20 protein-coding genes and 2 pseudogenes are annotated in these 24665 nt (G+C 73.3%); 13 read left to right on the forward strand and 9 right to left on the reverse strand.

The window, feature by feature from the left end:
• The first annotated feature begins 108 nt into the window (after positions 1–108).
• The 3 genes from nth to RKE29_RS00515 are packed head-to-tail and all read left to right on the forward strand — an operon-like array spanning position 109 to position 3009.
• Positions 109–1113: an endonuclease III gene (nth, locus tag RKE29_RS00505; RefSeq protein WP_312002921.1), complete on the forward strand. Its 1005-nt coding sequence runs from the start codon at positions 109–111 to the stop codon at positions 1111–1113.
• Positions 1114–1797 (forward strand): CoA pyrophosphatase, encoded by a 684-nt coding sequence (locus RKE29_RS00510; protein WP_312002922.1) that lies wholly within the window; start codon positions 1114–1116, stop codon positions 1795–1797. It begins immediately after the preceding gene.
• 12 nt (positions 1798–1809) lie between these two features.
• Positions 1810–3009, forward strand: a complete 1200-nt coding sequence (locus tag RKE29_RS00515; RefSeq protein WP_312002923.1) for a MarP family serine protease — start codon at positions 1810–1812, stop codon at positions 3007–3009.
• A gap of 309 nt (positions 3010–3318) precedes the next feature.
• Here RKE29_RS00515 and RKE29_RS00520 read toward each other — a convergent pair whose 3' ends face one another.
• The 6 genes and pseudogenes from RKE29_RS00520 to RKE29_RS00545 all read right to left on the reverse strand — a co-directional run.
• Entirely contained in the window at positions 3319–3522 is a 204-nt protein-coding gene (locus RKE29_RS00520) for a hypothetical protein (RefSeq protein WP_312002924.1), read from the reverse strand.
• 119 nt (positions 3523–3641) lie between these two features.
• A complete protein-coding gene (locus RKE29_RS00525) occupies positions 3642–4568 on the reverse strand; it encodes an alpha/beta hydrolase (protein WP_312002925.1) in 927 nt (308 codons plus the stop codon).
• The gene (locus tag RKE29_RS00530; protein ID WP_312002926.1) at positions 4565–5026 is read right to left on the reverse strand and encodes a phage holin family protein; all 462 of its coding nucleotides are present in this window, start codon (positions 5024–5026) and stop codon (positions 4565–4567) included. The genes RKE29_RS00525 and RKE29_RS00530 overlap by 4 nt, the downstream gene beginning before the upstream one ends.
• Positions 5027–5253: 227 nt before the next feature.
• Positions 5254–6792 (reverse strand): Na+/H+ antiporter NhaA, encoded by a 1539-nt coding sequence (gene nhaA, locus RKE29_RS00535; RefSeq protein WP_312002927.1) that lies wholly within the window; start codon positions 6790–6792, stop codon positions 5254–5256.
• A 287-nt stretch (positions 6793–7079) separates the two neighbouring features.
• Complete coding sequence (gene acs, locus RKE29_RS00540) at positions 7080–9041, reverse strand: acetate--CoA ligase (RefSeq protein ID WP_312002928.1); 1962 nt, start codon at positions 9039–9041, stop codon at positions 7080–7082.
• A 119-nt stretch (positions 9042–9160) separates the two neighbouring features.
• A pseudogene (locus RKE29_RS00545) lies at positions 9161–10072 on the reverse strand (carbonic anhydrase); the annotation flags it as partial.
• Between the two features lie 716 nt (positions 10073–10788).
• Between RKE29_RS00545 and RKE29_RS00550 the strand changes: the two are divergent.
• Positions 10789–12018: a hypothetical protein gene (locus RKE29_RS00550; protein ID WP_312002929.1), complete on the forward strand. Its 1230-nt coding sequence runs from the start codon at positions 10789–10791 to the stop codon at positions 12016–12018.
• Here the strand turns inward: RKE29_RS00550 and RKE29_RS00555 are convergent.
• Positions 12015–13019, reverse strand: a complete 1005-nt coding sequence (locus RKE29_RS00555) for an ATP-binding protein (protein ID WP_312002930.1) — start codon at positions 13017–13019, stop codon at positions 12015–12017. The two genes, RKE29_RS00550 and RKE29_RS00555, sit on opposite strands and share 4 nt — an antisense overlap.
• A 116-nt stretch (positions 13020–13135) precedes the next feature.
• Between RKE29_RS00555 and RKE29_RS00560 the strand changes: the two genes are divergently transcribed.
• Complete coding sequence (locus tag RKE29_RS00560) at positions 13136–14080, forward strand: oxidoreductase (RefSeq protein ID WP_312002931.1); 945 nt, start codon at positions 13136–13138, stop codon at positions 14078–14080.
• Between the two features lie 569 nt (positions 14081–14649).
• Here RKE29_RS00560 and RKE29_RS00565 read toward each other — a convergent pair.
• The gene (locus RKE29_RS00565) at positions 14650–15489 is read right to left on the reverse strand and encodes an HAD family hydrolase (protein WP_312002932.1); all 840 of its coding nucleotides are present in this window, start codon (positions 15487–15489) and stop codon (positions 14650–14652) included.
• A 466-nt stretch (positions 15490–15955) separates the two neighbouring features.
• Here RKE29_RS00565 and ssd point away from each other — a divergent pair, with 466 nt between their 5' ends.
• From ssd to RKE29_RS00600, 7 genes and pseudogenes are all read left to right on the forward strand, one after another.
• Positions 15956–17065: a septum site-determining protein Ssd gene (ssd, locus tag RKE29_RS00570; protein ID WP_312002933.1), complete on the forward strand. Its 1110-nt coding sequence runs from the start codon at positions 15956–15958 to the stop codon at positions 17063–17065.
• Complete coding sequence (locus tag RKE29_RS00575) at positions 17062–18228, forward strand: TadA family conjugal transfer-associated ATPase (protein ID WP_312002934.1); 1167 nt, start codon at positions 17062–17064, stop codon at positions 18226–18228. Before ssd ends, RKE29_RS00575 begins: the two co-directional genes overlap by 4 nt.
• A 2-nt stretch (positions 18229–18230) precedes the next feature.
• The gene (locus tag RKE29_RS00580) at positions 18231–19154 is read left to right on the forward strand and encodes a type II secretion system F family protein (protein WP_312002935.1); all 924 of its coding nucleotides are present in this window, start codon (positions 18231–18233) and stop codon (positions 19152–19154) included.
• Complete coding sequence (locus tag RKE29_RS00585) at positions 19144–19956, forward strand: type II secretion system F family protein (RefSeq protein ID WP_312002936.1); 813 nt, start codon at positions 19144–19146, stop codon at positions 19954–19956. The genes RKE29_RS00580 and RKE29_RS00585 overlap by 11 nt, the downstream gene beginning before the upstream one ends.
• An 81-nt stretch (positions 19957–20037) precedes the next feature.
• The gene (locus tag RKE29_RS00590) at positions 20038–20235 is read left to right on the forward strand and encodes a DUF4244 domain-containing protein (RefSeq protein ID WP_312002937.1); all 198 of its coding nucleotides are present in this window, start codon (positions 20038–20040) and stop codon (positions 20233–20235) included.
• A 217-nt stretch (positions 20236–20452) separates the two neighbouring features.
• Positions 20453–20857, forward strand: a complete 405-nt coding sequence (locus RKE29_RS00595) for a TadE family type IV pilus minor pilin (RefSeq protein ID WP_312002938.1) — start codon at positions 20453–20455, stop codon at positions 20855–20857.
• A gap of 26 nt (positions 20858–20883) precedes the next feature.
• A pseudogene (locus tag RKE29_RS00600) lies at positions 20884–21267 on the forward strand (Rv3654c family TadE-like protein); the annotation flags it as partial.
• A gap of 306 nt (positions 21268–21573) precedes the next feature.
• Here RKE29_RS00600 and RKE29_RS00605 read toward each other — a convergent pair.
• A complete protein-coding gene (locus tag RKE29_RS00605; protein WP_312002939.1) occupies positions 21574–24117 on the reverse strand; it encodes a DEAD/DEAH box helicase in 2544 nt (847 codons plus the stop codon).
• A gap of 134 nt (positions 24118–24251) precedes the next feature.
• Here RKE29_RS00605 and bldG point away from each other — a divergent pair, with 134 nt between their 5' ends.
• Positions 24252–24593 carry an anti-sigma factor antagonist BldG gene (bldG, locus tag RKE29_RS00610; protein WP_055472740.1) on the forward strand — a complete coding sequence of 114 codons (342 nt, stop codon included), beginning with the start codon at positions 24252–24254 and terminating at the stop codon, positions 24591–24593.
• Positions 24594–24665: the final 72 nt, after the last annotated feature.

A 24665-nucleotide genomic window follows, 5' to 3' on the forward strand; every position in this document is an offset into this window, starting at 1 on the left:
TAGGCTTGCCGGGTGTCCAATAGGCCGGTGAGAGCACAGGGCAAGGGGGCCGGACGGGTGAGCGTACCTCGGGATTCTGCTGTGGGCGAACAGAGCCCCGCGGCTGCCGTGAAAGCGGCAAAGGCGGGTAAAAGGAGCAGTGCTGCCCGGCAGGCCCCAGCGGCTCCACCATGCGGACCGGCCGGGGCCTGCGAGGACGTCGCGGCCGGTGCCGCCGAGGTCCCCGAGGGTGCCGCCGTACGGGCCGCCGCCGCGGACGGCGTCCCCCGCGCGCGTACCGGTGCCTCCCGGGCGCGCGTCGCGGCGGCCCAGGCGGCAGACCGGGTCGCCGTCACCCGGCCCGTCGCGCGGGCCGAGTCGCGGCTGGCCCTGGTCCGCCGCGCCCGGCGGATCAACCGCGAGCTGGCCGAGCTGTACCCGTACGCCCACCCCGAGCTGGACTTCGACAACCCCTTCCAGCTCCTGGTGGCCACCGTCCTGTCCGCCCAGACCACCGACCTGCGCGTCAACCAGACCACCCCCGCCCTCTTCGCCGCCTACCCCACGCCCGAGGACATGGCCGCGGCCGATCCCGAGACGCTGGAGCAGCTGATCCGGCCGACCGGCTTCTTCCGCGCCAAGGCCAGGTCCCTGATCGGCCTGTCCACCGCGCTGCGCGACCGGTTCGGGGGCGAGGTGCCCGGCCGCCTCGCCGACCTGGTGACGCTGCCCGGTGTCGGCCGTAAGACGGCCAATGTTGTGTTGGGGAACGCGTTCGGCGTACCCGGTTTGACCGTTGACACCCATTTCGGGCGGCTGGTGCGGCGCTGGAAGTGGACAGCGCAGGAGGACCCGGACAAGGTCGAGGCGGAGGTGGCCGAGCTGTTCCCCAAGAGCGAGTGGACGATGCTCTCGCACCGGATCATCTTCCACGGCCGCCGCACGTGCCACTCGCGCCGGCCCGCCTGCGGCGCCTGCCCGATCGCGCCGCTGTGCCCGTCGTACGGCGAGGGGGAGACCGACCCGGAGAAGGCCGGGAAGCTGCTGAAGTACGAGCTGGGCGGCCAGCCCGGGCAGCGGCTGCGGCCGCCGGCCGACTACCCGGGTAGGCCCGCCGCCCCGCTGGGGGCCTGAGTGACGAGCACGTTCGGCGAAGAGGCCGCCATCAGCGCACACGGGCTGCCGCAGTGGCTGGAGCCGGTGGCGCGGGCGGTGGAGACGATCGAGGGCCGGCAGCTCAGCCGGTTCCTGCCGCCGGAGGAGGGCGGCCGCCCGTCCGCGGTGCTGGTCCTGTTCGGGCACGGCGCGTACGGGCCTGAGCTGCTGCTGCTGGAGCGGGCCGGCTCGCTGCGCTCCCATGCGGGCCAGCCGTCCTTCCCCGGCGGCGCGCTCGACCCGGAGGACGGCGACCCGGACGGCCCCGGCCCGGTGCGCGCGGCGCTGCGGGAGGCGGCCGAGGAGACCGGCCTGGACCCGGCGGGAGTGCAGGTCTTCGGCGTGCTGCCGCGGCTGTACATCCCGGTGAGCGGCTTCGTCGTCACGCCCGTCCTGGGCTGGTGGCGCGAGCCGAGCCCGGTGGCGCCGGTGGACCCGGGCGAGACGGCCCGGGTGTTCACCGTGCCCGTCGCGGACCTCACCGACCCCGCCAACCGGGCAGTCACCGTGCACCCGAGCGGCTACCAGGGCCCGTCGTTCTCGGTCGGCGGAGCCCTGGTGTGGGGGTTCACGGCCGGTGTCATCGACCGGATCCTGCACTTCGCGGGGTGGGAGCGGCCCTGGGACCGGTCCCGGCGCGTCCCGCTCGGCCGCCGTGCGTGAGACGGTGTGCCGGTGAACGTGCTGGACGTGTTGCTGCTGCTCGCCGCGGTGTGGTTCGCGGTCGTCGGCTACCGCCAGGGGTTCGTCGTCGGCGTGCTGTCGGTGATCGGGTTCCTCGGCGGCGGCCTGCTCGCCGTCTACCTGCTGCCCGTCATCTGGGACGAGGCCTCGGACAACGCCTCGCCGGGCACGGTCGCCTCGATCGTGCTGGTCATGCTGGTGATCGTGTGCGCCTCGATCGGCCAGGCCGCCACCACCCACCTGGGCGGCAAGCTGCGCCGGCACATCACCTGGTCGCCCGCGCGCGCCCTGGACGCCACCGGTGGCGCGCTGGTGAACGTCGTCGCGATGCTGCTGGTCGCCTGGCTGCTGGGCACCGCGCTGTCCTTCTCCACGCTGCCCACCCTGGGCCGCGAGGTGCGCTCCTCGAAGGTGCTGCAGGGCGTGTCCCGGGTGATGCCGCAGGAGGCCGACACCTGGTTCAACGACTTCTCCTCGGCCCTCGCGCAGAACGGCTTCCCGCAGGTCTTCTCCCCCTTCGCCAACGAGCACATCACCGACGTTCCGCCGCCCGACCCGGCGCTCGCGGGCAGCCCGGTGGTCGCCCGCGCGCGGCAGAGCGTGGTGAAGGTGGTCGGCACCGCGCCCGGCTGCGGCAAGGTGCTGGAGGGCAGCGGCTTCGTGTTCGCGCCGGACCGGGTCATGACCAACGCCCACGTGGTCGGCGGCGTGGACGAGCCGACCGTGCAGATAGGCGGTGAGGGCCGGCTCTACGACGGCAGGGTGGTGCTCTACGACTGGAAGCGCGACATCGCCGTCCTGGACGTGCCGTCGCTGCCCGCGCCCGCGCTGCGGTTCGCCCAGGGCGACGCGCGCAGCGGCGACAGCGCCATCGTCGTCGGCTACCCGGAGAACGGCGGCTTCGATGTGCGCTCTGCCCGCGTCCGCGACCGTATCCAGGCCAACGGCCCGGACATCTACCGGCGCGGCACCGTGCACCGCGACGTGTACTCGCTGTACGCGACGGTGCGGCAGGGCAACTCGGGCGGGCCGCTGATCACCCCGCAGGGGCGGGTGTACGGGGTGGTCTTCGCCAAGTCCCTGGACGACGCGAACACCGGCTACGCGCTGACCGCGGACGAGGTGCGCGAAGACGCCGTCGAGGGGCGCGCCGCGCACCGGCGGGTCGACACGCAGGGGTGCGCGATGTAGCGGACCGGCGCGTGCGCGTGCGGGCGCGGCGTACGCACCGGGCGTGTCGAGGCGCGCGGTACGGGGAGGCCGGCGCGTGAGGGCGCGGGGCGGCGCGCGGGCGCCGGTGTGCGCTCCGGCGGCGGGCGGGCCGTACCGTGCCGCGGGCCGGTGGGTCCGGCGTGCCCGTACGTAGGGGCGCACGGGCGCGTACAGGAGCGCGCGCACCGCTTACCGGGCGTGTCCCGGGCGTACGGCGGCGTGCCCCGGACGGCGCGCGGCATGGTCACGCCGCGGGGGTGGCGGCGTGTCGGTCTTGGTCAGATGTGATCAGCGACCGCGAGGGTGGCGCAGCCGCGCCGACACCCAGCGGGCGCGGCGGCGGATGATGCGCGGAATGCCGATGTCGGTGCTGCGGCCTCCGGGACGGTCCGAGGAACGGCCCCGGTCGGACACGCTCAGCGCGGCGTCGGCAGCGGCGGCGTCGGGGCCGCGGTCGCTTGGTGCGTCACGGTAGTCGTGCGTCCAGCCCATACCCCGGACTGTGCCCGGGGTCCGCGATCCGTAATCGCCGGGCCGTGAGGCAATTGGCCTATGCGCGGGGCAAGTGGCAGAGCGGTGAAACGCGTGTTCGGACGGGGCCCCGTACAGGGTCAGCGGTCCGGCTCGGGGTCACGGAGCCAGTTGATCAGCTCGGTGGTGAAGGCGGCCGGGTCCTCCTCGTGGGGGAAGTGCCCGAGGCCGTCGAACAGCCGCCAGCGGTAGGGCGCCTCCACGTACTCCCCGGAGCCCGCGGCGCTGCGCACCCGCATCACCGGATCCAGCGACCCGTGCAGGTGCAGCGTCGGCACCCGCACCGGCCGCTTCATGCGGCGGTTGAACTGGATGCCGTCCGGCCGCGCCAGCGACCGCACCATCCAGCGGTACGGCTCGATCGAGCAGTGCGCCGTCGACGGGATCGTCATCGCCCGCCGGTAGACCTCCACGGCCGCGTCCTCCAGCGCCCGGGGGCCCGACCAGTCCCGGATCAGCCGGCCCACGGCGGCCGCGTCGTCCGCGACCAGCCGCCGCTCGGGCAGCCACGGCCGCTGGAACCCCCAGATGTGCGAGCTCGCCGCGGTCTGCCGCACGTCCGCGAGCATCGCCGACCGCCAGCGCCGCGGGTGGGGCATGGACGACACCGCCAGCCGCCGCACCAGCTTCGGCCGCATCACCGCGGCCGTCCACGCCAGATATCCGCCCAGGTCGTGGCCGACGAGCGCGGCGTCGGGCTCGCCGAGCGAGCGGATCACACCGGTGATGTCGAGGGCGAGGTTGGCCGGGTCGTACCCCCGGGGCGTACGGTCGCTGCCGCCGACTCCGCGCAGGTCCATCGCGACCGCGCGGTAGCCGGCGGCGGCGAGAGCGCCGAGCTGGTGCCGCCAGCACCACCAGAACTGCGGGAACCCGTGCAGCAGCAGCACCAGTGGGCCGTCACCCAGCTCGGCGATGTGGAAGCGGGCGCCGTTGGCCGCCACGTCCCGGTGGGTCCACGGTCCGGGCGGGCGTACGACCGGATCGAAGCTGTCGAGGGCCGTCATGCGGACGAGCGTGTCACATCCCGGGGGGCCGGGCCGCCATTCAGGGCCGCGCGCGGGTGCGGTTTGACGTTTCCGAGCACCGCGGCCGTCTCCTTCGCCTCCCTGATGGACTTCCGCGGCGGCCGCACCTTGCGGATCTTGGCGTACGCGAGGCCGCCCAGCGCTCCGGCCAGCAGCCAGTACAGGACGCCGACGATCAGGAAGCACCAGCCCAGGTGCAGGTCGGTCCAGGCGTGGAAGCCGTACGCGAGCGCGAAGCTCAGCACCGGCAGGGAGAAGAGGACCAGCACCCCGGCCACGATCCCGGCGCTGCTGCCGATGGCGGCGCGCTTGGCGCCGTCCCGCAGCTCGGCCTTGGCCAGGGCGATCTCGTCGTGCACCAGGGCGGACAGTTCGGTGGTCGCCGTGGCCACCAGCTGGCCGAGGGTGCGGTTGCCGCCCTCGTCGGCTGCGCTCATCACCATCTCCTCACGTTCTTGCTGCTCTTGGCTCTGCTGCGTTCGTGCTCTTCTGTTCTCGTGCTCTCGTGCCGAGCTGTCATGCCTGGCTGTCGCGCCGGAGCTACTCCTCTCCGGCGCGGTCCGGTGCCCTGCCGGGTGCCGGGGATGTCCCTCGGGGATATCCCGCCGGGTGTCCGTCGTCAGGCGCCTGCCGGGGTGTCCGTCGGGCGGTCAAGCCTCTCAGATCATGCCGGACCATCCTCACCGGAGTGCCGCGACCCTGCTGCCTCGGCAAGCCGGCGGTGCTCGGCGGCCTTCTCCTCGTAGATGGCGGCCATCCGCAGGTGGTACTCCGGGTTGTGCAGCTCGTAGACGTCCGGGATGCCGTCGTGGTCCTCGTCGCGCTCCTCCTCGTCGCACAGCCTGCGGTACCTGTTGTTACGCAGCTTCAGCAGCACTCCCGCGAGGACGGCCGCGATCAGCGAGCCGAGCAGCACGGCCGTCTTCACCTCGTCGGCCAGCGCCGGCTCGCCGGGGAAGGCCAGCTCGCCGATGAGGAGCGAGACGGTGAAGCCGATCCCGGCGAGGGAGGCGACGGCGAACACGTCGGCCCAGGCCAGGTCCTCGTTCAGCTCGGCCCGGGTGAAGCGGGCCGCCAGCCAGGAGCCGCCGAAGACGCCGACGGTCTTGCCCGCGACGAGGCCGAGGACCACGCCCAGCGTCTCCGGCCGGGAGAACACCTCCGCGACGGAGTCCCCCGAGACCGACACCCCGGCGGCGAACACGGCGAACACCGGCACGGCCAGGCCCGCCGACAGCGGCCGCACCCGGTGCTCGATGCGCTCGGCGGGGGAGCGCTGCTCGCCCTCGCGCACGGTGCAGCGCAGCATCAGGCCCATGGCCACGCCCGCCACGGTGGCGTGCACGCCGCTGGCGTGCATCAGCGACCAGATGACCAGGGCCAGCGGCACGTACACGTACCAGCCGCGCACGCCCCTGCGGTGCAGCAGCCAGAAGACGGCCAGACCCACGGCGGACAGGCCCAGGGCCGCGAAGTCGATGTCCGTCGTGTAGAAGATCGCGATGATCAGGATGGCGAAGAGGTCGTCGACGACGGCCAGGGTGAGCAGGAAGGCGCGCAGGGCGGCGGGCAGCGCCGTGCCCAGGACGGCGAGCACGGCGAGCGCGAAGGCGATGTCGGTGGCGGTGGGCACGGCCCAGCCCTTGAGAGAGCCGCCGCCCGCGGTGTTGACGACCGTATAGACGACGGCCGGCACGGCCATACCGCAGATCGCGGCGATCACCGGCAGGGCGGCCGCCCGCGGGTCGCGCAGCTCTCCCGCGACCAGCTCGCGCTTCAGCTCGATCCCCGCGACGAAGAAGAACAGCGTCAGCAGACCGTCCGTGGCCCAGGCCCCGACCGTCAGCCGCAGGTGCAGCGCCTCCGGGCCGAGCGTGAAGTCCCTGAGGTCGTGGTATCCGCCGGACAGCGGCGTGTTGGCGAAGATCAGCGCGGCGATCGCGGCGACGAGGAGGATCACACCGCCGACCGTCTCCGTGCGCAACGCGTCGGTGACGAACGTCCGCTCGGGCAGCGACTGCCGGGCGAGGAACTTCCGGGCCCCGGAGCGCAGGCCGGAAACCGCTCCGGACGTCTCGGCCGCCTTGGCTGTCCGGGCCGTCTCGGGAGTGTCCGGCCGGGGGCGGTCGGCGCGAGGGCGGTCGGCGCGGGAAGCGGGACGGCCGCCGGACCGGTTTTCGGAGCGGTTCTCGGGCGCGGCCATGGTGAGGCCTCCTGGGGTCGGCGGACGGACGTACGTACGGGTGTACGCACGGTGTGTGCCGACCAGACTTCCCGGCGCGCCAACGAGCTGTTGTCACGGACTCACGCAAGCGCGTCGCGGATTTTTGTCGTGTCCTTGACGCGAGCAGACCCCACTGTAGTCCGGAAGACGTACGGGCGCCTCCGCTGCCCGGCGCCCGTACCCCCTTTCCTGGCCTGGTCCCGGACGGCTGGCCCGCCGGCCGCTACCTCTGCCCGCCCGAGTGGCTGATCAGTCCGGGCGGCTGATCAGTCCTCGCTGGCGGCAGAGGGCAGCTTCTTCTGGATGAGCTCCATGACGGAGGAGTCGGTGAGCGTGGTGACGTCGCCCAGCGCGCGGTTCTCTGCGACATCGCGCAGCAGGCGGCGCATGATCTTGCCGGAGCGGGTCTTGGGCAGCTCGGCCACCGGCAGGATGCGCTTCGGCTTGGCGATCGGGCCGAGCTGCTTGGCGACATGGGCGCGCAGCTCCTCCACCAGCCCGTCGTCCTCGGCCGCCCCGCCGCGCAGGATCACGAAAGCGCAGATGGCCTGGGTGGTCTGCGGATCGGTCGCCCCGACGACCGCCGCCTCGGCGACCTTCGGATGGGACACCAGGGCCGACTCGACCTCGGTCGTAGAGATGTTGTGCCCGGACACCAGCATCACGTCGTCCACCCGGCCGAGCAGCCAGATGTCGCCGTCCTCGTCCTTCTTGGCGCCGTCGCCCGCGAAGTATCGCCCCTCGAACCGGGACCAGTAGGTCTCGACGTAACGCTGGTCGTCGCCCCAGATGGTGCGCAGCATGGAGGGCCACGGCTCGGTGAGGACCAGGTACCCGCCGGAGCCGTTGGGCACCTCCACGCCCTGGTCGTCGACGACCGTCGCGGAGATGCCGGGCAGCGGCACCTGGGCGGAACCCGGCTTGGTCGCGGTGACCCCGGGCAGCGGGGTGATCATCATGCCGCCGGTCTCCGTCTGCCACCAGGTGTCGACCACGGGCGTCCGGTCCGCGCCGATGTGCTTGCGGTACCAGATCCACGCCTCCGGGTTGATCGGCTCCCCCACCGAGCCGAGGATGCGCAGCGAGGACAGGTCGAACTTGGCCGGGATGTCGTCGCCCCACTTCATGCAGGCGCGGATCGCGGTGGGGGCGGCGTAGAAGATCGTCACGCCGTACTTCTGGACGATCTCCCACCAGCGGCCCTGGTGCGGGGAGTCGGGCGTGCCCTCGTAGAGCACCTCGGTCGCCCCGTTCGACAGCGGGCCGTAGACGATGTAGGAGTGGCCGGTCACCCAGCCGATATCCGCCGTGCACCAGTACACGTCGGACTCGGGCTTGAGGTCGAAGACGGCGTGGTGGGTGTAGGAGATCTGCGTCAGGTAGCCGCCGCTGGTGTGCAGGATGCCCTTGGGCTTACCGGTCGTGCCGGAGGTGTAGAGGATGAACAGCGGGTGCTCGGCGTCGAAGGCCTCGGGCGTGTGCTGGTCCGGCTGCCGGCCGACCAGGTCGTGCCACCACACGTCGCGGCCCTCGGCCCAGGCCGTCTCCTGCCCGGTACGGCGGATCACCAGCACGCTGCGCACGTTCTCCGTACCGGGGCGGGTCAGGGCCTCGTCGACCGCGGGCTTCAGGGCGGTCGGCTTGCCGCGGCGGTAGCCGCCGTCCGCGGTGATGACCACTCGGGCGTCGGCGTCCTGGATGCGGGTGGCCAGGGCGTCCGCCGAGAAGCCGCCGAACACCACGGAGTGCGGCGCGCCGATGCGGGCGCAGGCCAGCATCGCGATGACGGCCTCCGGGATCATCGGCAGGTAGAGGGCCACCCGGTCCCCGCTGCGCACGCCCAACTCGGTCAGGGCGTGCGCGGCCCGGGAGACCTCGCGCTGCAACTCGGCGTAGGTCAGGGAGCGGCTGTCGCCCGGCTCTCCCTCGAAGTGCAGGGCAACCCGGTCGCCCAGCCCGTTCTCCACGTGCCGGTCCACGCAGTTGTACGCCACGTTGAGCTTGCCGTCGGCGAACCACTTCGCGAAGGGAGGCTTGGACCAGTCGAGCGTCTGGGCCGGCTCGCTGGACCAGGTCAGCCGACGAGCCTGCGCCGCCCAGAAGCCCAGGCGATCGGTCTTCGCCTGCTCGTACGCCTCCGCGGTGACGTTGGCGTGCGCGGCCAGGTCGGCGGGCGGCGCGAAGCGACGCTCCTCCCGAAGCAGGTTGGCCAGGCTTTGGTTGCTCACGACTTCTCCCATTCGCAGGGTGCCTGATGTGTCCCAGGCGATAGCTCATCAGCCTCCGCGCGGTGTGACAAGGGCGGTGGCCCGAAGGTGGTCTAGACCTGTGGTGGGTGATCGCTATCTCATACCGCATCCAGCACGTCCGGCGTACGGCGCCCGGTGGGGTCGCTGCCGCGCGGGTCCGGCTGGCGGGCGCGGCGGCGCGGTCCTGGGCGCACGGCTGCGAACCGGCCCGAGCCAGGGTCCAGCATGTATGTCTGTGCCTCGCCCACGTGGAAGTACATGCCGTGCAGCTGCAGTCCGCCCTCCGCCAGCCGACGCGCCACGCTCGGGTGCTGCCTGAGGTGGTCGAGCTGCTGGATCACGTTGACCAGCGCCAGCCGCTCGGTCTCGTCGGCCACCGGCCGGTTGGCCAGGGCGACCTCACCGCGGCCCAGCCGCCCGATGCGCTGCATGCGGGCCAGGCTCGGACGGCCGTGGAGCAGCCAGCGCGAGAGCGGCGTCGGCGTGGCGGGCGCGTCCGGAGAGGCGGCGGGAGAGGCAGCGGAAAAGGCAGCGGAAGAGGCGGTCGGCGAGTCCGGAGGAGCGGTGGACCCGGCAGGTGTGCCCGCCGACGCAGGAGACCCGGCGGGCGTCGTGCCGGTGAACGGGACTGCGCCAGGCACGGCCGCCTTCGGCGCCGCTGTCCTCGGGCCGGGCGCGGCGGAGTCGAGCAGCGCCTGCATGGCGCCGCATCCGGAGTGCCCGCACACCGTGATGCCGCTGACCCGCAGCACCTCCACCGCGTATTCGATCGCCGCCCCCACCGAGTCGCACCCTCCTTCAGAGCCGGGCGGCGGGATCAGGTTGCCCACGTTGCGCACGGTGAAGAGGTCTCCCGGACCGCTCGCCGTGATCATGCTGGTGACCAGGCGGGAGTCGGCGCAGGTCAGAAAGAGGTGGGTGGGGCGCTGACCCTCGCGCGCGAGCCGTGCCAGCTCCTCGCGCACGAGCGGAGCGGTGTCCCGCTGGAAGGCGCTCACACCGCCCAGCAGATGGCCCTCGCCGTGCGTGGTCGTCGGTTCGGCCTGGTCCTCCTCTCCCTCCTGGCGCTCGCGCCACGGTGTCCACGGGCGATCTGCCTGCGCGGCTGATGCCGCCTGGCAGCGGGCGCGGGTGCGGCGGCGTCCGAACGCCCCGGCCCGGGCGCGCCGGGAGCCGTCCCCCGCGCCGTCGTCAGCGGTGCTGTCGCCAGGGGTGGTGCGGGGAGTGCCCGCCGTGCGGGCGCGCGGCGCGGCGAGCAGGGCGAGCCAGCACCCTGCCACCGCGACCCCCGTCAGCCCGGCCCAGGCTGCGGTGTCGGTGGCCAGGCCGATGCCGAGGGCCGAGGTCATGGTGATCCCGAGGACGGCGATCGAGACGGAGAGGCGACGGCGGCCTAACGCCTGGCTGGTCCGGTCCAAGAGCTGCGGCATTCCCGTCTCCTCCGGGGCTGCGCGGCCGCGAGCCGACAAGGGTGCGGCCGTGGGTCACGGCGTACTGCGGTAGTTGGCCTTCGAGGCGGTCACCCTCAAGGCTTAGTAAATGAATAGTAATGCCAAGTAAAGTCATGGGGAAGATTTTTTGAGCCAATGAGGGGGGCATTCATTCGATCGAGTGAATAGTCATTTTAAATGGCTTATCATGTTCTGCCTTTTTCCAGAGTCATGTCAGGTTGGCACTGATTCGCTCGGAGCTCCCGGGCTGTGCGCGAGAAGGACGAGGTGCTGGCATGGCGGCGGGAAGAAACGTCACTGCGGGGTTCGTCATCGCGGCGATACTGGCCATGGCGGCCACCTGCACAGGAGGCCAGGGAGCTGACAGCGGACGGGGATGGGGCGGCCCGGGATACCCCGCGGGCCCGGTCCGGCTCATCGGCGACGGCTCCACCGCCTACACCGGTCGGCAGCCGCGGCAGCCCAGAGCCGAGCGGCTGAAACCCGGCGACACGCCACCCCAGTTCGTTGTCTTCTCCTGGGACGGCGCGGGAGAGGACGGTCAGCGGCTGTTCTCCCACTTCCGGGCGGTCGGCAGAGCGTACGGCGCCTCCATGACGTACTTCCTCAGCGGTGTCTACCTGCTGCCCGCGGAGAAGCGTGCCCTGTACGCCCCGCCGCGCCACCAGCGTGGAGCGTCGGAGATCGGTTTCAACGACATCGACGGTATCCGTAACACCCTCGAACAGCTGCGCGGTGCCTGGCTGGAGGGCAGCGAGGTCGGCACCCACTTCAACGGGCACTTCTGCGGGCCCGACGGCGGCGTCGGCACCTGGACCACAGAAGAGTGGATCAGCGAGACCCGGCAGGCCCGGTACTTCGTCCAGCACTGGAAGACCACCACGGGGCTGGCCGACGAGCCTCCGCTGCCCTTCGACTACGCCAGGGAACTCGTCGGAGGCCGGGCCCCCTGCCTGGAGGGACAGCGGAACCTCCTCCTTGCGGCCAAGGCGATGGGCTTCCGCTACGACGCCAGCTCGTCCGGGGGCCTGCAGGTCTGGCCGGACAAGACCGACGGGATCTGGAACTTCCCGCTCCAGCAAGTCCCGATGCCCGGCCACTCCTACGAGACGCTGTCCATGGACTACAACTTTCTCGCCAACCAGTCGGGGACGACCAGGGGCGACCCGGCGCGGCACGCCGCCTGGGGAGAGCAGATGCGCCGAGGCCTGCTCGCCGCCTTCTACCGGGCCTACCAGGGCAATCGCGCCCCGCTGTTCGTCGGCAACCACTTCGAGTCCTGGAACGGCGGTACCTACATGCGCGCCGTCGAGGACACCATCAAGACCGTCTGCCCCATGCCCGACGTCCGCTGCGTCTCCTTCAAACAGCTCGCCGACTGGCTGGACGCGCAGGAGCCGGCGGTCCTGGCCCGGCTGCGCGCGCTGGGGGTGGGCAGGGCGCCGGAGGGCGGCTGGCCGGGCTATCTCGCCGCAGGGCCGCCCTCCGTGCGGCGGGCTGCCTAGGCGGGCTGCGGGGCAGGCACCGGCGGCTCACCGGTGGCGAACTCGCCCAGCACGAAGGCGGGATCGACCTGGGCGGCCAAGTCGGCGCCGGTCCGGGCGTTGCCCCAGCTCTGCGCGTTCTTCAGGTGGAAGTGCACCATCTGGCGGGTGTAGCGCGTCCAGTCCCGTCGCTCGTACGAGATGTCCACGGCTTCGTGAAGCACCTCCAGCGCGCGGCGGTTGTGCTCCTCCAACGACGCGAACGGGTGCGGACGACCCTTCTCCATCGCCCGTACCCAGTCGGAGTGGCCGAAGGTGACGAGCAGGTCGTCGCCCACCTCCTCGCGCAGGAAGTCGAGGTCGTCGGGCCCCTGGACCTTGTTGCCGACGACGTGCAGGGTGACGTCGAAGTCGCGCGCGTACTCCTTGTACTGGCGGTAGACGCTGACGCCCTTGCGCGTCGGCTCGGCGACGAGGAACGTCGTGTCGAAGCGGGTGAACAGCCCCGACGCGAACGAGTCGCTGCCCGCCGTCATGTCGACGACGACGTACTCGTCGCGGCCGTCCACGAGGTGGTTGAGGCACAACTCGATCGCTCCCACCTTGGAGTGGTAGCACGCCACGCCCAGGTCGGACTCGGTGAACGGGCCGGTGGCCATCAGGCGCACGCGTCCGCGCTCGAACTCCACGGTGCGGGCGCAGGCGGCGTAGACCGGATTGTCCTCGTCGATCCTGAGCAGCCGCGATCCCGCGCCGGGCGGGGTCGTCTTGATCATGGTGTCGGCGGACGCGATCCGGGGGTTCGTCCCGCGCAGGTACTCCTTGATGAGAGGCAGATGGGCGCCCATCGCGGGCAGTGCGGCGGCCTCCGCCTCATCCAGACCGAGGGCTGCGCCCAGGTGCTGGTTGATGTCGGCGTCGACGGCGACGGTGGGGGCGTCGGTGGCGGCGAGGTGGCGGATGAACAGAGAGGACAGCGTTGTCTTTCCGCTGCCGCCCTTGCCTACGAAAGCGATCTTCATGTTCACCTAGCCTATGCGAGCGATCCCCTTGCGGCTGACACTTGGGTGAAGAAGACCACTCAAACGTGGGGGTGGGTGGCTGGAGTGCGTAGGGTCGTATCCATGAGGATGTACCCATGAGTAGCGCAGCGGAACCGCTCGCGCCCCTCGCCGAACTGCCTGGCGTGGCGGAGTCCGTCGACGCCGTGCGCACGGCGGTGGACCGCGTCTACGGACACCGGGTGATGCGACGGCGCAGCAACGAGATCACCTCCGAGGCGGCGCTGCGCGGCGCTCGCGGCTCCGCGGCGCTCGCGGGCGCCGACTGGGCGCTGGAGGAGGTCCGACGGCGTACCGACTTCGGGGTGTCGGGAGAGCCGCGCACGGTGGGCGCGGCTCTGCGGCTGACCGCCGAGGCGGGACAGCTGCTGAGCGTCTGGCGGCAGTCGCCTTTGCAGGTGCTGGCCCGGCTGCACCTGCTGGCCGGTGGAGGCGCCGAGCCGCACGAGGCGGTGGGACGGCCCCGGCGCCCGGGTGAGGCGGTCGAGGAACCCCTGGTGCAGCTTGCCGTGCCGCACGCGGACGAGGTGGCGGCCCGGCTCGACGGGCTCGCGCGGATCCTGATCGAGTCGGGTGGGGCGCACGGCACGCGGCAGTCCGGGCCGGGCCGGAGCCTGCTGGGGCCGAGCCAGGGCGCGGACGGAGGCCGGGGGGTGCCGGGCCCGGTCGGCGGCGCCGCGCGGGCGGGGGGCCCGGCTGGAACCCCTGCCCTGGTGACAGCCGCGGTGGTGCACGGCGAACTGCTGGCCCTGCGGCCCTTCCGCACCTACAACGGCCTGGTCGCGCGCACGGCCGAGCGCATCGTGCTGGTCGGCAGCGGTCTGGACCCGAAGGCGGTCTGCCCGGCCGAGGCCGGGCACGCGGAGCTGGGCCGCGACGCGTACCTGGCGGCGCTCGAAGGGTACGTGTCGGGGACGCCGGCGGGTGTGGCGGCGTGGATCGCCCACTGCGGGCGGGCGATCCAACTCGGGGCCCGGGAGAGCACGGCCGTCTGCGAGGCCCTCCAGCGCGGGGCGGCCTGACCGCGTCGGCGCGCCCCCTTTTCCATTTTTCCATGTGGGGCCTTGGCGACTCTGGCCGCCCACGCGTGGATGGCGAGGACGCGCCTGTTGTGCTCGGGCCGTGCGTGCCATGGGGGAGAACCGGTCACGCGCGCCCGACCTGTACGCGCTGGCCCGGTCCCCGGCCAGGTGCCCGTACGGGAGCCGTCAGCGTCGGTGGCTGGGGCGTGGCTTAGGCGGCGCCGGGCTTTCGGGCCCACGCGACGTCGGCAGGATCGCGCCAAGCTCGGCACAGATAGCGGCGGCCCCGGTCTGGGATCGGTGCCGCCGCTGGCACGTGCGCCCGGGTTACCAGTGCGTGCACTCGTTTCGCCCATCAGGTCGGGAGCTTCGCCCGTCACCTGATGCGGCTGGCCCGTAATCGACGGGTCGGCGTCGCGTGGGTGCCCGACGTACGTGTCCGGTCCGTGGGGCCTCGGTTCTTCGAGGAATCCTTTCCAGACGCCTCTGGTCTCCGCGGGCCGTTAACTCCTTTCTACTCCTGCCAGGGGTGAAGTGGAACCCCTCACCATAGATCTTTGTTTTTAGCTTCAAATGTGGACATAGGGAACGCGTCGACGGTTCGTGTACCACACCAGGCCGGCGGTGGCGGCGGCCGCTCCCACCGCCGCCGCTGCCGCGGCGAGCACCGGTCGGGACGGCATGGCCAGCGACGGGAGGCGCTGCTTCAGCCGAACCGGGCGGTGGAAGGAGAGGACCGGCCAGCCGCGGGTGGCGGCCTCGCGGCGCAGCGCGCGGTCGGGGTTCACCGCGTGCGGGTGTCCGACCGCTTGGAGCATCGGCAGGTCCGTCACAGAGTCGCTGTACGCGTAGCAGCGGGCCAGGTCGTACCCCTCCGAGGCGGCCAGCTCGGTGATGGCCTCCGCTTTGGTCGGGCCGTAGGCGTAGTACTCCACCTCGCCGGTGAACACGCCGTCCGCCACCACCATGCGGGTGGCCACTACCCGGTCCGCGCCGAGGAGTTCGCCGATCGGCTCCACCACCTCGGCACCGGACGTGCTGACGATCACCACGTCCCGCCCCGTGGCGTGATGTTCCTCGATGAGCGAGGCGGCCTCGTCGTAGATGATCGGGTCGATGAGGTCGTGCAGGGTCTCCGCGACGATCTCCCGGACCTGCTGGACGTTCCACCCGCGGCAGAGCGCGGAAAGGTACTCTCGCATGCGCTCCATCTGGTCGTGATCGGCTCCGCCGGCGAGGAAGACGAACTGCGCGTAGGCGGTACGCAGTACTGCGCGACGGTTGATCAGTCCGCCGTGGTAGAAGGACTTGCTGAAGGCGAGGGTGCTCGACTTCGCAATGACCGTCTTGTCCAGGTCGAAGAAGGCGGCTGTGCGGGGCAAGGAGTGGTTTTCCACGAGGCTGAGCATAGGGGCCCGCCATTCGGCGTAAGCTCAGGCGCGTGGGTTTGCTTGCGAAGGCTCTCGGGTACACCATGGAAGTCACGGATCGTTCGCGACCGTGCTAACCCGGTCCGACTCCTCCCCCCCCGAGTCGGCCGTGGAGACGACCCCCGCTCTCCCCCCCGGCGGGGGTCGTCGCATGTCCGGGTGCCTTTTCGGTGTGCTCATCGGATCATGATCCCCCCGTCCGGGTCTGGCGCCCGCCTCGTCATCCGAGTGTGGACTGTAACTGTGAGTCACCGCCAGACTGCTCTCTGGAAGTCACCTGTATAGGTGACGGAGTTATTCACAACCTATGGGTTGTCCCCAGTTTCGGACCAAGATCCCCAAGATTTCCCAGATCGCCGCACGGTGATTTCTCCGCGAGGTTCGCGGAACTGCGCGCTTGATGTTCGCGGAAGTGAGAGCGCGTAACAAAGACGGGAGGGGATCCGTGGCTGGACCCATCACACCGGAGCGGTTGACGACAGGTCAGGAGCAGCGGAGCAAGCCGCTGATCGTGACCGAGGACGAGGACCTTCTGGACGACCTGCTGCGGCTGTGCGCCGCGGCCGGCGCCGAGCCTGAGGTGGCCCATGGCGCGGCCGCCCAGCCGGGAAGCTGGGAGAGCGCACCTTTGGTGATCGTCGGTGACGACTGCGCGGCCCGGTTGCAAGGCCGTGGCCGCAGGGCGGGGGTGCTGCTCGTCGGGCGAGACCTCGATGACCACGGCATCTGGCGCCGGGCCATGGCCATCGGCGCGGACAACGTGGCGATCCTGCCCGACGCCGAGACATGGCTGGTGGACCGCATCGCGGACGCCGCGGAGGGCGCGGGAGAACAGGCCCTGACCGTAGGGGTCGTCGGCGGCCGGGGAGGCGCTGGTGCGAGCACGCTGGCCTGCGCGCTCGCGGTCAGCGCGGCCCGGGCGGGCCGTCGCACCATGCTCGTCGACGGCGACCCGCTCGGCGGCGGCCTCGACGTGCTGCTCGGAGGGGAGAGCGCGGACGGACTCAGGTGGCCCGCCTTCGCCGCATCCCGTGGGCGGGTCGCTGGGAGCGCACTGGAGGAGTCCCTGCCGTGGCTGCACTCCCTTCGGGTGCTCAGCTGGGACCGCGGTGACTGCGTCACCATCGCGCCGTCGGCGATGCGGGCGGTGCTGGCCGCGGCGCGGCGCCGCGGCGGCGTCGTGGTCGTGGACCTGCCGCGGCGGGTGGACGACGCGACGGCGGAAGCCCTCGCGCAGACGGACCTCGGCCTGCTCGTCGTGCCCGCCGAGCTGCGCGCCGTCGCGGCCGCCGACCGGGTGGCGTCGACGGTCGGCATGGTCCTGCGTGACCTGCGCGTCGTGGTGCGCGGGCCGTTCGGCGCCGGGCTGGAGGACGAGGAGGTCGCGCGGCTGCTGCGGCTGCCGCTGGCCGGCGAGCTGCCGTACGAGCCGGGCCTGCTGGAAGCCCTCGACAGAGGAGACCCGCCGGGAGCCGGCGCGCGCGGCCCGCTGGCCCGGTTCTGCGCGGAGTTCTGGTCCCGGGTACTGCCCAGCACGGGAGGGGTGCCGGCATGAGCGGTGTGTCTCCCACCCTGCTGGACGCGGTGCGTCGGCGGCTGGCCCTGAGCGGTGCGGAGCCGACGCCCGCGCGGGTGGCGGCGGCGCTGCGGGAGGAGGGGCGGCTGCTCGGCGACACGGAGGTGCTGGGCGTCGTCGAGGCCTTGCGTTCGGAGCTGGTCGGCACCGGTCCCCTCGAGCCGCTGCTCGCCGCACCTGACGTCACCGACGTGCTGGTCACCGGGCCGCGACAGGTCTGGGTGGACCGGGGCTCGGGCCTTGAGCGGGCGGACGTCCGCTTCCCCGACGCCGCCGCGGTGCGCCGCCTCGCGCAGCGGCTGGCCTCGGTGGCCGGTCGGCGGCTGGACGACGCCCGGCCGTGGGTGGACGCCCGGCTGCCCGACGGGGCGCGGCTACACGCGGTGCTGCCACCGGTGGCGGTCGGTTCGACCTGCCTGTCGTTGCGCGTCGTGCGGCCGCGAGCGTTCTCCCTGACGGAGCTGACCGGCGCGGGGACGGTTCCGCCCGGCGGCGCGAAGCTGCTGCGGTCGGTGCTGGACGCGCGGCTGTCCTACCTCGTCAGCGGCGGCACGGGATCCGGCAAGACGACGCTGCTGAGCACCCTGCTCGGCCTGGTGCCCGCCGACGAGCGGATCGTGCTCGCCGAGGACTCGGCAGAGCTCAGGCCCGACCACCCGCACGTGGTGCGGCTGGAGACGCGGCCGGCCAACCAGGAGGGCATGGGCCTGGTCACCCTGCGGGACCTGGTGCGGCAGGCGCTGCGCATGCGCCCGGACAGGCTCGTGATCGGCGAGGTGCGGGGCCCGGAGTGCGCCGACCTCCTCGCCGCCTTGAACACCGGCCACGAGGGCGGCTGCGGGACGGTGCACGCCAACGCGGCCGGGGACGTACCGGCCCGGCTGGAAGCCCTCGGTTCCATGGCCGGGCTCGACCGGGCGGCACTGCACAGTCAGCTCGCGGCGGCGGTGTCCGTGGTGGTCCACATGGTGCGGGACCGGGGCGGGCGGCGCCGGGTGGCCGAGCTGCACGTCCTCGACCGGGAGCGGACGGGAATCGTCACGACCGTGCCCGCGGCGGTGTGGGGCCCGGAGGGCTTCGAGCGGGCGGTCGGCTGGCAGCGGCTCCAACGGCTGTGCGCGCGGGGCGGAGGTGCGGCGTGACGATGGGCGAGACGGCCGGCCAGGGACTGCCGCTGGGAGCGGCCCTGTGCGCGGGAGCAGCGGCCTGGGTGCTCGCCGGGCGAGGGCACGATCCGCGACGGGCCAGGCTGCTGCTCGCGGGCGGCGCAGGCGTGGAGCCGCCCGGGTCGGCCCGGTTACGGCGGCTGGCCGAGGCGGTCCTGGCGGTGCGGGAGCGGTGGCGGGTGCGCTACGGCGGGCGGCTGGGCCGTGAGCTGTTGTGCCTGCCGGCCGGGTTGGTGGTCGCGCTGCTGGGCGCGTCACCGCTGCCACTGCTCGCGGCGGCGGTCGCCGTGCCGCTGGTCGGCCGTCGGCTGCGTACCCGCCACGCCGCACGGGAGCGTGCCCGGCGCGCTGCCGCGGTGATCGAGTTGTGCGGCGCGGTGGCCGGGGAGCTGCGGGCCGGGCGGCAGCCGGGAGAGGCGCTGCTGGCCGCGCCCTCGGGAGACCTGGGGGAGCGATGGGGGCTGGTGTCCGCGGCGGCGCGGTTCGGCGGGGACGTGCCGGACGCGTTGCGCCGCGCGGCCCGGGTGCCGGGAGTGGAAGGGCTGACCGGCGTGGCGGCCTGCTGGCAGGTGGCGGTCGACGAGGGTGCCGGACTGGCGGTGGGTCTCGACCGGGTGGCCGCGGCCCTGCGTGCCGAACGGGACCGCGAGGAGGACTTGCGAGCCCAGCTGGCGACGCCGCGCGTCACGGCCGCCGTGCTGCTCGTGCTGCCCGTCTTCGGACTGCTCATGGGTGGCGCGCTGGGCGCCGGGCCGCTCCGGGTCCTGCTGCACACGCCGGCCGGGCTGGCTTGCCTGCTGGTCGGCGGTTCGCTGGCGTGGGCGGGGTTCGCCTGGACGACGCGCGTGGTGCGGGCGGCGGTCCGGCCGGGCGGAAAGGAGGGCAGGCCCGATGAGCGCTGACGTTGTCCACAGGCTGGGGATCACGGTCTCGGTGGCGGCCGCCGCCCTGTGTGCCGCGCTGGTGGCGGCCGAGGTCCGGCGCGGTCGTACGGGCCGTCGGCGGCTCGTCGCGCTACTGGGCGGGCAACGCGAGCCGGAGCGGCGGGGCGGCCGGGTGCGTCGGCCCTGGCTCGGTGCCGCGGCCGCCGGTGTGAAGGCCTGGCTTCCCGCCGCCGGTGCCGTGCTCTGCGGCTTGGTGCTGGTCGGCGGGCCGCTGGGCTGCGCGGCCGGACTGGCGGCGGGGTACGCCGCTGTGCGGTGGCGGCGCTCGCGCACGTCCGGCGGGCAGGCCGGGCCCGGCCGCGACGGGGATGGCGGGCGCGCGGCCCGGCAGTTGCCGCTGGCCGCGGACCTGCTGGCCGCCTGTCTGGCGGCGGGTGCCGGCCCCCAACAGGCCGCCGAGGCCGTGGGCAGGTCGCTCGGCGGACCGGTGGGCGAGCGGCTGGCCCTCGCCGCGGCGGAGTTGCGGCTCGGCGGCGATCCCGCGAAAGCGTGGGGGCGTGTGGGCGAGCTGCCCGGAGCGCGCGCACTGGCGACCTGTCTGGAGCGAGCCGGGACCACGGGCGTGCCGGCTGTGGAGTCGGTGTCCATGGTGGCGGTCGGCTGCCGAGCCGAGCAGGCGCGGGCGGCGGCGGAGCGGGCCCGGCGGGCCGGTGTGCTGGCCACCGTGCCGTTGGGGCTGTGCTTCCTGCCCGCGTTCCTTCTGCTCGGCGTGGCGCCGGTGCTGATCGGCCTGGCGGACGGCCTGGCGTCCGGGGGATGACCCGTCGTCCGCCCGCGCGGTCGGACCCGCGCGGGCAAGGCGCCGGGAAAAACAGTGAGAAGCGAGATCAGGGAGGTCGTGATGGTGAAGCGATGGTGGGCCCGGAGGCGCGCGGCACTGCGCGCGAGGGCCGAGGCGGGCATGGCCACAGCCGAGTACGCGATCGGGACGATCGCGGCGTGCGCCTTCGCCGCCGTTCTCTACAAGGTGGTGACCAGCGGCACCGTCAGCGCGGCGCTGCACAAGGTGATCGAGAAGGCGCTCGATGCGCAGTTTTGACGCTTTAGACGGGCGGGACGGGCGGGACGAGTCCCCCGGCGGCTGTGGCGGGCCCGGCACGGCCCCTGGGCTGGGCGGGCACGGTAAGCGCGGCGTGCCAGGCGGGCCCGCTCCCGTAGGGCACTCTCTCAGAAAAGGGTGCGGTGGGCCGGTAGGCAGGGCCGGGCGTGGCGTCGGCCGCGGTGTCGCGAGGGCGGGCCGCTCCCGGAGGCGCGCGGTGTTCGGGAGCGGCCGCGTCCTGATCGGCGGCGGGACGTCCACCGGAGGTGACCGGGGGTTCGTCACGGCGGAGGCGGCGGTCGCCCTGCCCGTGCTCGCGCTGTTCGGGGTGGCCCTGATGTGGGGGCTGATGGCCGTGACCGCGCAGTTGCAGTGCGTCGACGCGGCGCGGGCCGGGGCACGCGCCGCCGCGCGGTCGGAGCCGGAGGCGGCCGCGCTGGCCGCCGCCCGGTCGGCCGGGCCGCGCGGTGCCCAGGTCGAGCTGTGGCGCCAGGGAGACCTGGTACGAGTCCGGGTCGAGACCCGGGCGGTCGGGCCGGGCCCGCTGGCCCTGCGCCTGAAGGCCGAGGCGGCGGCGCTCTCCGAGGACGCCGTCGGCGCGAACGGCGAGGCGGTGCCGTGAGGACGGATACGCCCGTCGGCGGACGCGTGCTCACGGCCGCGTCCGCCCGAGGGCGCGGACCGGCGTGGCCCAGGACCTGGTACAGGGAGAGGGGTCGAGGGCGAGAGGGAGACCGCGGGTCGGCGACGGTGTGGACCGCGGCCGTGGCCGTGGCCCTGTGCGCCGTCTTCGCTGCCGCCCTGGCGGCCGGTCAGATCATGGCGGCGCGCCACCGGGCAGGTGCCGCGGCCGACATGGCGGCGCTGGCCGCGGCGGACCACGCTCTGCAGGGCGAGGAGACGGCGTGTGCCCTGGCCCGGCGGGTGGCGGCCGCCCAGGGAGTTCGAGTGGTGCGCTGCGGGGTCCAGGGAGAGACAGCTGAGGTGGTTGCCCGGGCGCGGGCCGGTCCGTTCACCCCGCAGGCGCGGTCGCGAGCGGGGCCGGCGATCGGGCCGTTGCCTCTGGGTGTGGGCCGTGTCCCCCAGTCGGCGTTCGCCTGGTCAGCCGGCGGCCGACCAGGCCCCGGGCGGGCCCGCGCCGCCGGGCAGGCGCCTGGCACCCGTGTGGCCGGGCATACGGCCGGCGCCCGTGCTGACGGGCTGGGGGCAGAAAGGCCGGAGGCCTCGGCTGTGGACGGCGCGGAGCGCCGAGGCCGGGACCGGCGGCCGATTCGGGCGCCGCTCGGTCGGTGCGGCAGGCCCGGCGTCCCGGCACGGCCGTCCGGTCCGGCCGGGCTGTCAGGTCCGCTCCGGGGCGTCCGGTACGCCGGGAGCCTCCGCCAGGAGGGTGGTCAGCAGCCGGATGGCTGCCTTCTTGTCGAGCGGGTCGTTGCCGTTGCCGCACTTGGGGGACTGGATGCACGACGGGCAGCCGGAATCGCACTCGCAGGCGGCGATCGCCTCCCGAGTGGCCGACAGCCAGCGCTCGGCGGTGCGGTAGGCGCGTTCGGCGAAGCCCGCGCCACCCGGATGGCCGTCGTAGACGAAGACGGTCGGGAGCCCCGTGTCGGGATGCAGCGGCACCGACACGCCGCCGATATCCCAGCGGTCGCAGGTGGCGAACAGCGGCAGCATGCCGATGGAGGCGTGCTCGGCGGCGTGCAGGGCGCCGCCGAGGGCCTCCGGCGTCACGTGCGCGGCGGTGAGCTGGTCCTCGGTGACCGTCCACCACACGGCACGGGTGCGCAGGGTGCGCGGCGGCAGGTCGAGCCTGGACTCGCCCAGGACCTCGCCGGTCACCAGCCTGCGGCGCAGGAAGGAGACGACCTGGTTGGTGACCTCCACCGAGCCGAAGCACAGCCGCGCGTCTCCCCACGGCACCTCGGTGTCCGTCTCCAGTATCGAGATCGCCGTGGAGTCCCGGGCCGTGGTCGAATACGGCGGATCGGCCTCCGCTACGAGAGCGACCGCGTCCTCCAAGTCGAGCTGTCCGACCAGGTACGTCCGGCCCTGGTGCAGGTGCACGGCGCCTTCGTGGACCGTGGTGTGCGCGGCCGACGCGTCCACGGTGCCCAGCAGCCGCCCGGTCTCCGCCTCCACGACCTGCACGGGTCGGCCGCCCTCCCCGCGGATGTCGGTCAGATCGGCGGCCCGCTCGCGCCGGGTCCAGTGCCAGGAGGCGGCGCGGCGGCGGAGCACCTTCCGCTCCTCCAGCCGCCGCAGCACCTCCCCGGCGGCCGGGCCGAACGACTCCAGATCCGCTTCGGTGAGCGGCAGCTCAGCGGCGGCGGCGCACAGGTGGGGCGCCAAAACGTACGGGTTGTCCGGGTCGAGGACGGTGGACTCCACCGGTTGCCGGAAGAGGGCTTCCGGATGGTGGACAAGATAGGTGTCCAGCGGGTCGTCCCGGGCGACCAGGATCGCGAGGGCTCCCTCTCCGGCGCGGCCGGCCCGCCCCGCCTGCTGCCACAGGGAGGCCCGGGTACCGGGATAGCCGGCCAGGACGACGGCGTCGAGTCCGGCGATGTCCACCCCCAGCTCCAGCGCGGTGGTGGCGGCCAGGCCCAGCAGCTCGCCGGAGTGCAGGGCGCGCTCCAGAGCCCGGCGCTCCTCCGGGAGGTAGCCCCCGCGGTATGCCGCGACCCTCCCCGGCAGCGCCCGGCGGCCGGGCGGACCGGCCGCGGGGTCGACAGCGGCCAGCCGTTCCTGGGCGATCAGGGCGACGAGTTCGGCGCCGCGCCGGGAGCGTACGAAGGTGAGGGTGCGCACTCCCTGCACCGCCAGGTCGGTGAGCAGGTCGGCCGCCTCGGCGGTGGCGGTGCGGCGGACCGGCGCGCCCTGCTCGCCGTGGAGGTCGGTCAGGGGCGGCTCCCACAGGGCGAAGACCAGCTCGCCGCGCGGCGAGGCGTCCTCGGTGATCTCCACGACGGGCACGCCGGTCAGCCGGGTGGCCGCGACGGCCGGGTCGGCCGCGGTCGCGGAGGCCAGCAGGAAGACCGGACGCGAGCCGTAGCGTGCGCAGACCCGGCGGAGCCTGCGCAGCACCTGGGCTACATGGGAGCCGAAGACCCCCCGGTAGGTGTGGCACTCGTCGATGACGACGTACCGCAGCGCGCGCAGGAAGGAGGACCAGCGAGGGTGCGCGGGCAGGATGCCGCGGTGCAGCATGTCGGGATTGGTCAGCACATAGTTCGCGTGCCGGCGGGCCCACTCGCGCTCCTCCGGCGGAGTGTCCCCGTCGTACGACGCCGGGCGGACCCCGGCGCCCAGCGGTGCGGCCAGACGGGCGAGGGCGCGGCGCTGGTCGGCGGCCAGTGCCTTGGTGGGGGACAGGTACAGGGCGGTCGCTCCCCGGCCGCTCGCCTGCCGCCCGTCGGCGGGACCCGCACGTCGCTCCCCACTCGGGCCCGCCCGCCGCCCGTCGGCGGGACCCGCGGCGGTGCCGGCCGCGCCCCGCGCCGCGCTCTCCGCCGCGGGCGCCGCGCGCGGCGTCGGCTGCCCGGCCTCGACGCCGTCCAGCAGGGCGCTGAGAACCGGGACCAGGTAGGCCAGCGACTTGCCCGACGCCGTTCCGGTGGCCACGACGACCGACTCGCCGCGCACCGCGTGTTCCGCCGTACGCGCCTGGTGGACCCACGGGCGCTCGATCCCCGCGGCGCGCACGGCTTCCACCACTTCCGGGCGGATCAGCGCGGGCCAGTCGGCATGGCGGCCGATACGCGGGGGCAAGTGCTCCGTATGAGTGATGCGCGATGCACGGTCCGTACCGGTGGCCAGCCGGTCGAGGACGGTCCGGGGCGGAAGGCGCGTGCCCGTGCGGCGCGGGAGTTGGTTGTGGGCCATCGAACCGAGTGTGTCACCGGCGTGACGGACAATAGGCTCAGGGCGTCGTGTACGCCTGCCCGTAAGTGATTGAATGCCATGGCGGTTGCCGATCCATGGGGGGCGACCGCCCAATGCAAGGTGCTGGAGGATCCGTGGACCTGTCCCTGTCGACCCGGACCGTTGGCGACCGCACGGTCGTCGAGGTCGGTGGCGAGATCGATGTATACACCGCGCCCAAGCTGCGGGAGCAGCTGGTCGAGCTTGTCAACGACGGCAGCTACCACTTGGTCGTTGACATGGAGGGCGTCGACTTCCTGGACTCCACGGGACTCGGCGTTCTCGTCGGCGGGCTGAAGCGGGTGCGCGCTCACGAAGGCTCGCTCCGCCTCGTCTGCAACCAGGAGCGCATTCTCAAGATTTTCCGCATCACCGGCCTGACCAAGGTGTTCCCGATTCACACCTCGGTCGACGACGCCGTCGCGGCGACCGACTGAGTCGGGCCGGGCCGGAAGACCGCGGGGGGCACCGGGCGACCCGCCCGGCCCCCTGAGATGCACGTCCATTCA

It is taken from the genome of Streptomyces sp. B1866 (assembly GCF_031932565.1).
Lineage (GTDB): Bacteria > Actinomycetota > Actinomycetes > Streptomycetales > Streptomycetaceae > Streptomyces.

What these genes read in the sequence shown, in the direction of transcription:
- RKE29_RS00520 (WP_312002924.1), bottom strand. Translation starts at nt 3,522, where the DNA reads ATGGGCTGGACGCACGACTACCGTGACGCACCAAGCGACCGCGGCCCC.
- RKE29_RS00525 (WP_312002925.1), bottom strand. Translation starts at nt 4,568, where the DNA reads ATGACGGCCCTCGACAGCTTCGATCCGGTCGTACGCCCGCCCGGACCG.
- RKE29_RS00530 (WP_312002926.1), bottom strand. Translation starts at nt 5,026, where the DNA reads ATGAGCGCAGCCGACGAGGGCGGCAACCGCACCCTCGGCCAGCTGGTG.
- nhaA (WP_312002927.1), bottom strand. Translation starts at nt 6,792, where the DNA reads ATGGCCGCGCCCGAGAACCGCTCCGAAAACCGGTCCGGCGGCCGTCCC.
- RKE29_RS00550 (WP_312002929.1), top strand. Translation starts at nt 10,789, where the DNA reads ATGGCGGCGGGAAGAAACGTCACTGCGGGGTTCGTCATCGCGGCGATA.
- RKE29_RS00555 (WP_312002930.1), bottom strand. Translation starts at nt 13,019, where the DNA reads ATGAAGATCGCTTTCGTAGGCAAGGGCGGCAGCGGAAAGACAACGCTG.
- RKE29_RS00560 (WP_312002931.1), top strand. Translation starts at nt 13,136, where the DNA reads ATGAGTAGCGCAGCGGAACCGCTCGCGCCCCTCGCCGAACTGCCTGGC.
- RKE29_RS00565 (WP_312002932.1), bottom strand. Translation starts at nt 15,489, where the DNA reads ATGCTCAGCCTCGTGGAAAACCACTCCTTGCCCCGCACAGCCGCCTTC.
- RKE29_RS00575 (WP_312002934.1), top strand. Translation starts at nt 17,062, where the DNA reads ATGAGCGGTGTGTCTCCCACCCTGCTGGACGCGGTGCGTCGGCGGCTG.
- RKE29_RS00580 (WP_312002935.1), top strand. Translation starts at nt 18,231, where the DNA reads ATGGGCGAGACGGCCGGCCAGGGACTGCCGCTGGGAGCGGCCCTGTGC.
- RKE29_RS00585 (WP_312002936.1), top strand. Translation starts at nt 19,144, where the DNA reads ATGAGCGCTGACGTTGTCCACAGGCTGGGGATCACGGTCTCGGTGGCG.
- RKE29_RS00590 (WP_312002937.1), top strand. Translation starts at nt 20,038, where the DNA reads ATGGTGAAGCGATGGTGGGCCCGGAGGCGCGCGGCACTGCGCGCGAGG.
- RKE29_RS00605 (WP_312002939.1), bottom strand. Translation starts at nt 24,117, where the DNA reads ATGGCCCACAACCAACTCCCGCGCCGCACGGGCACGCGCCTTCCGCCC.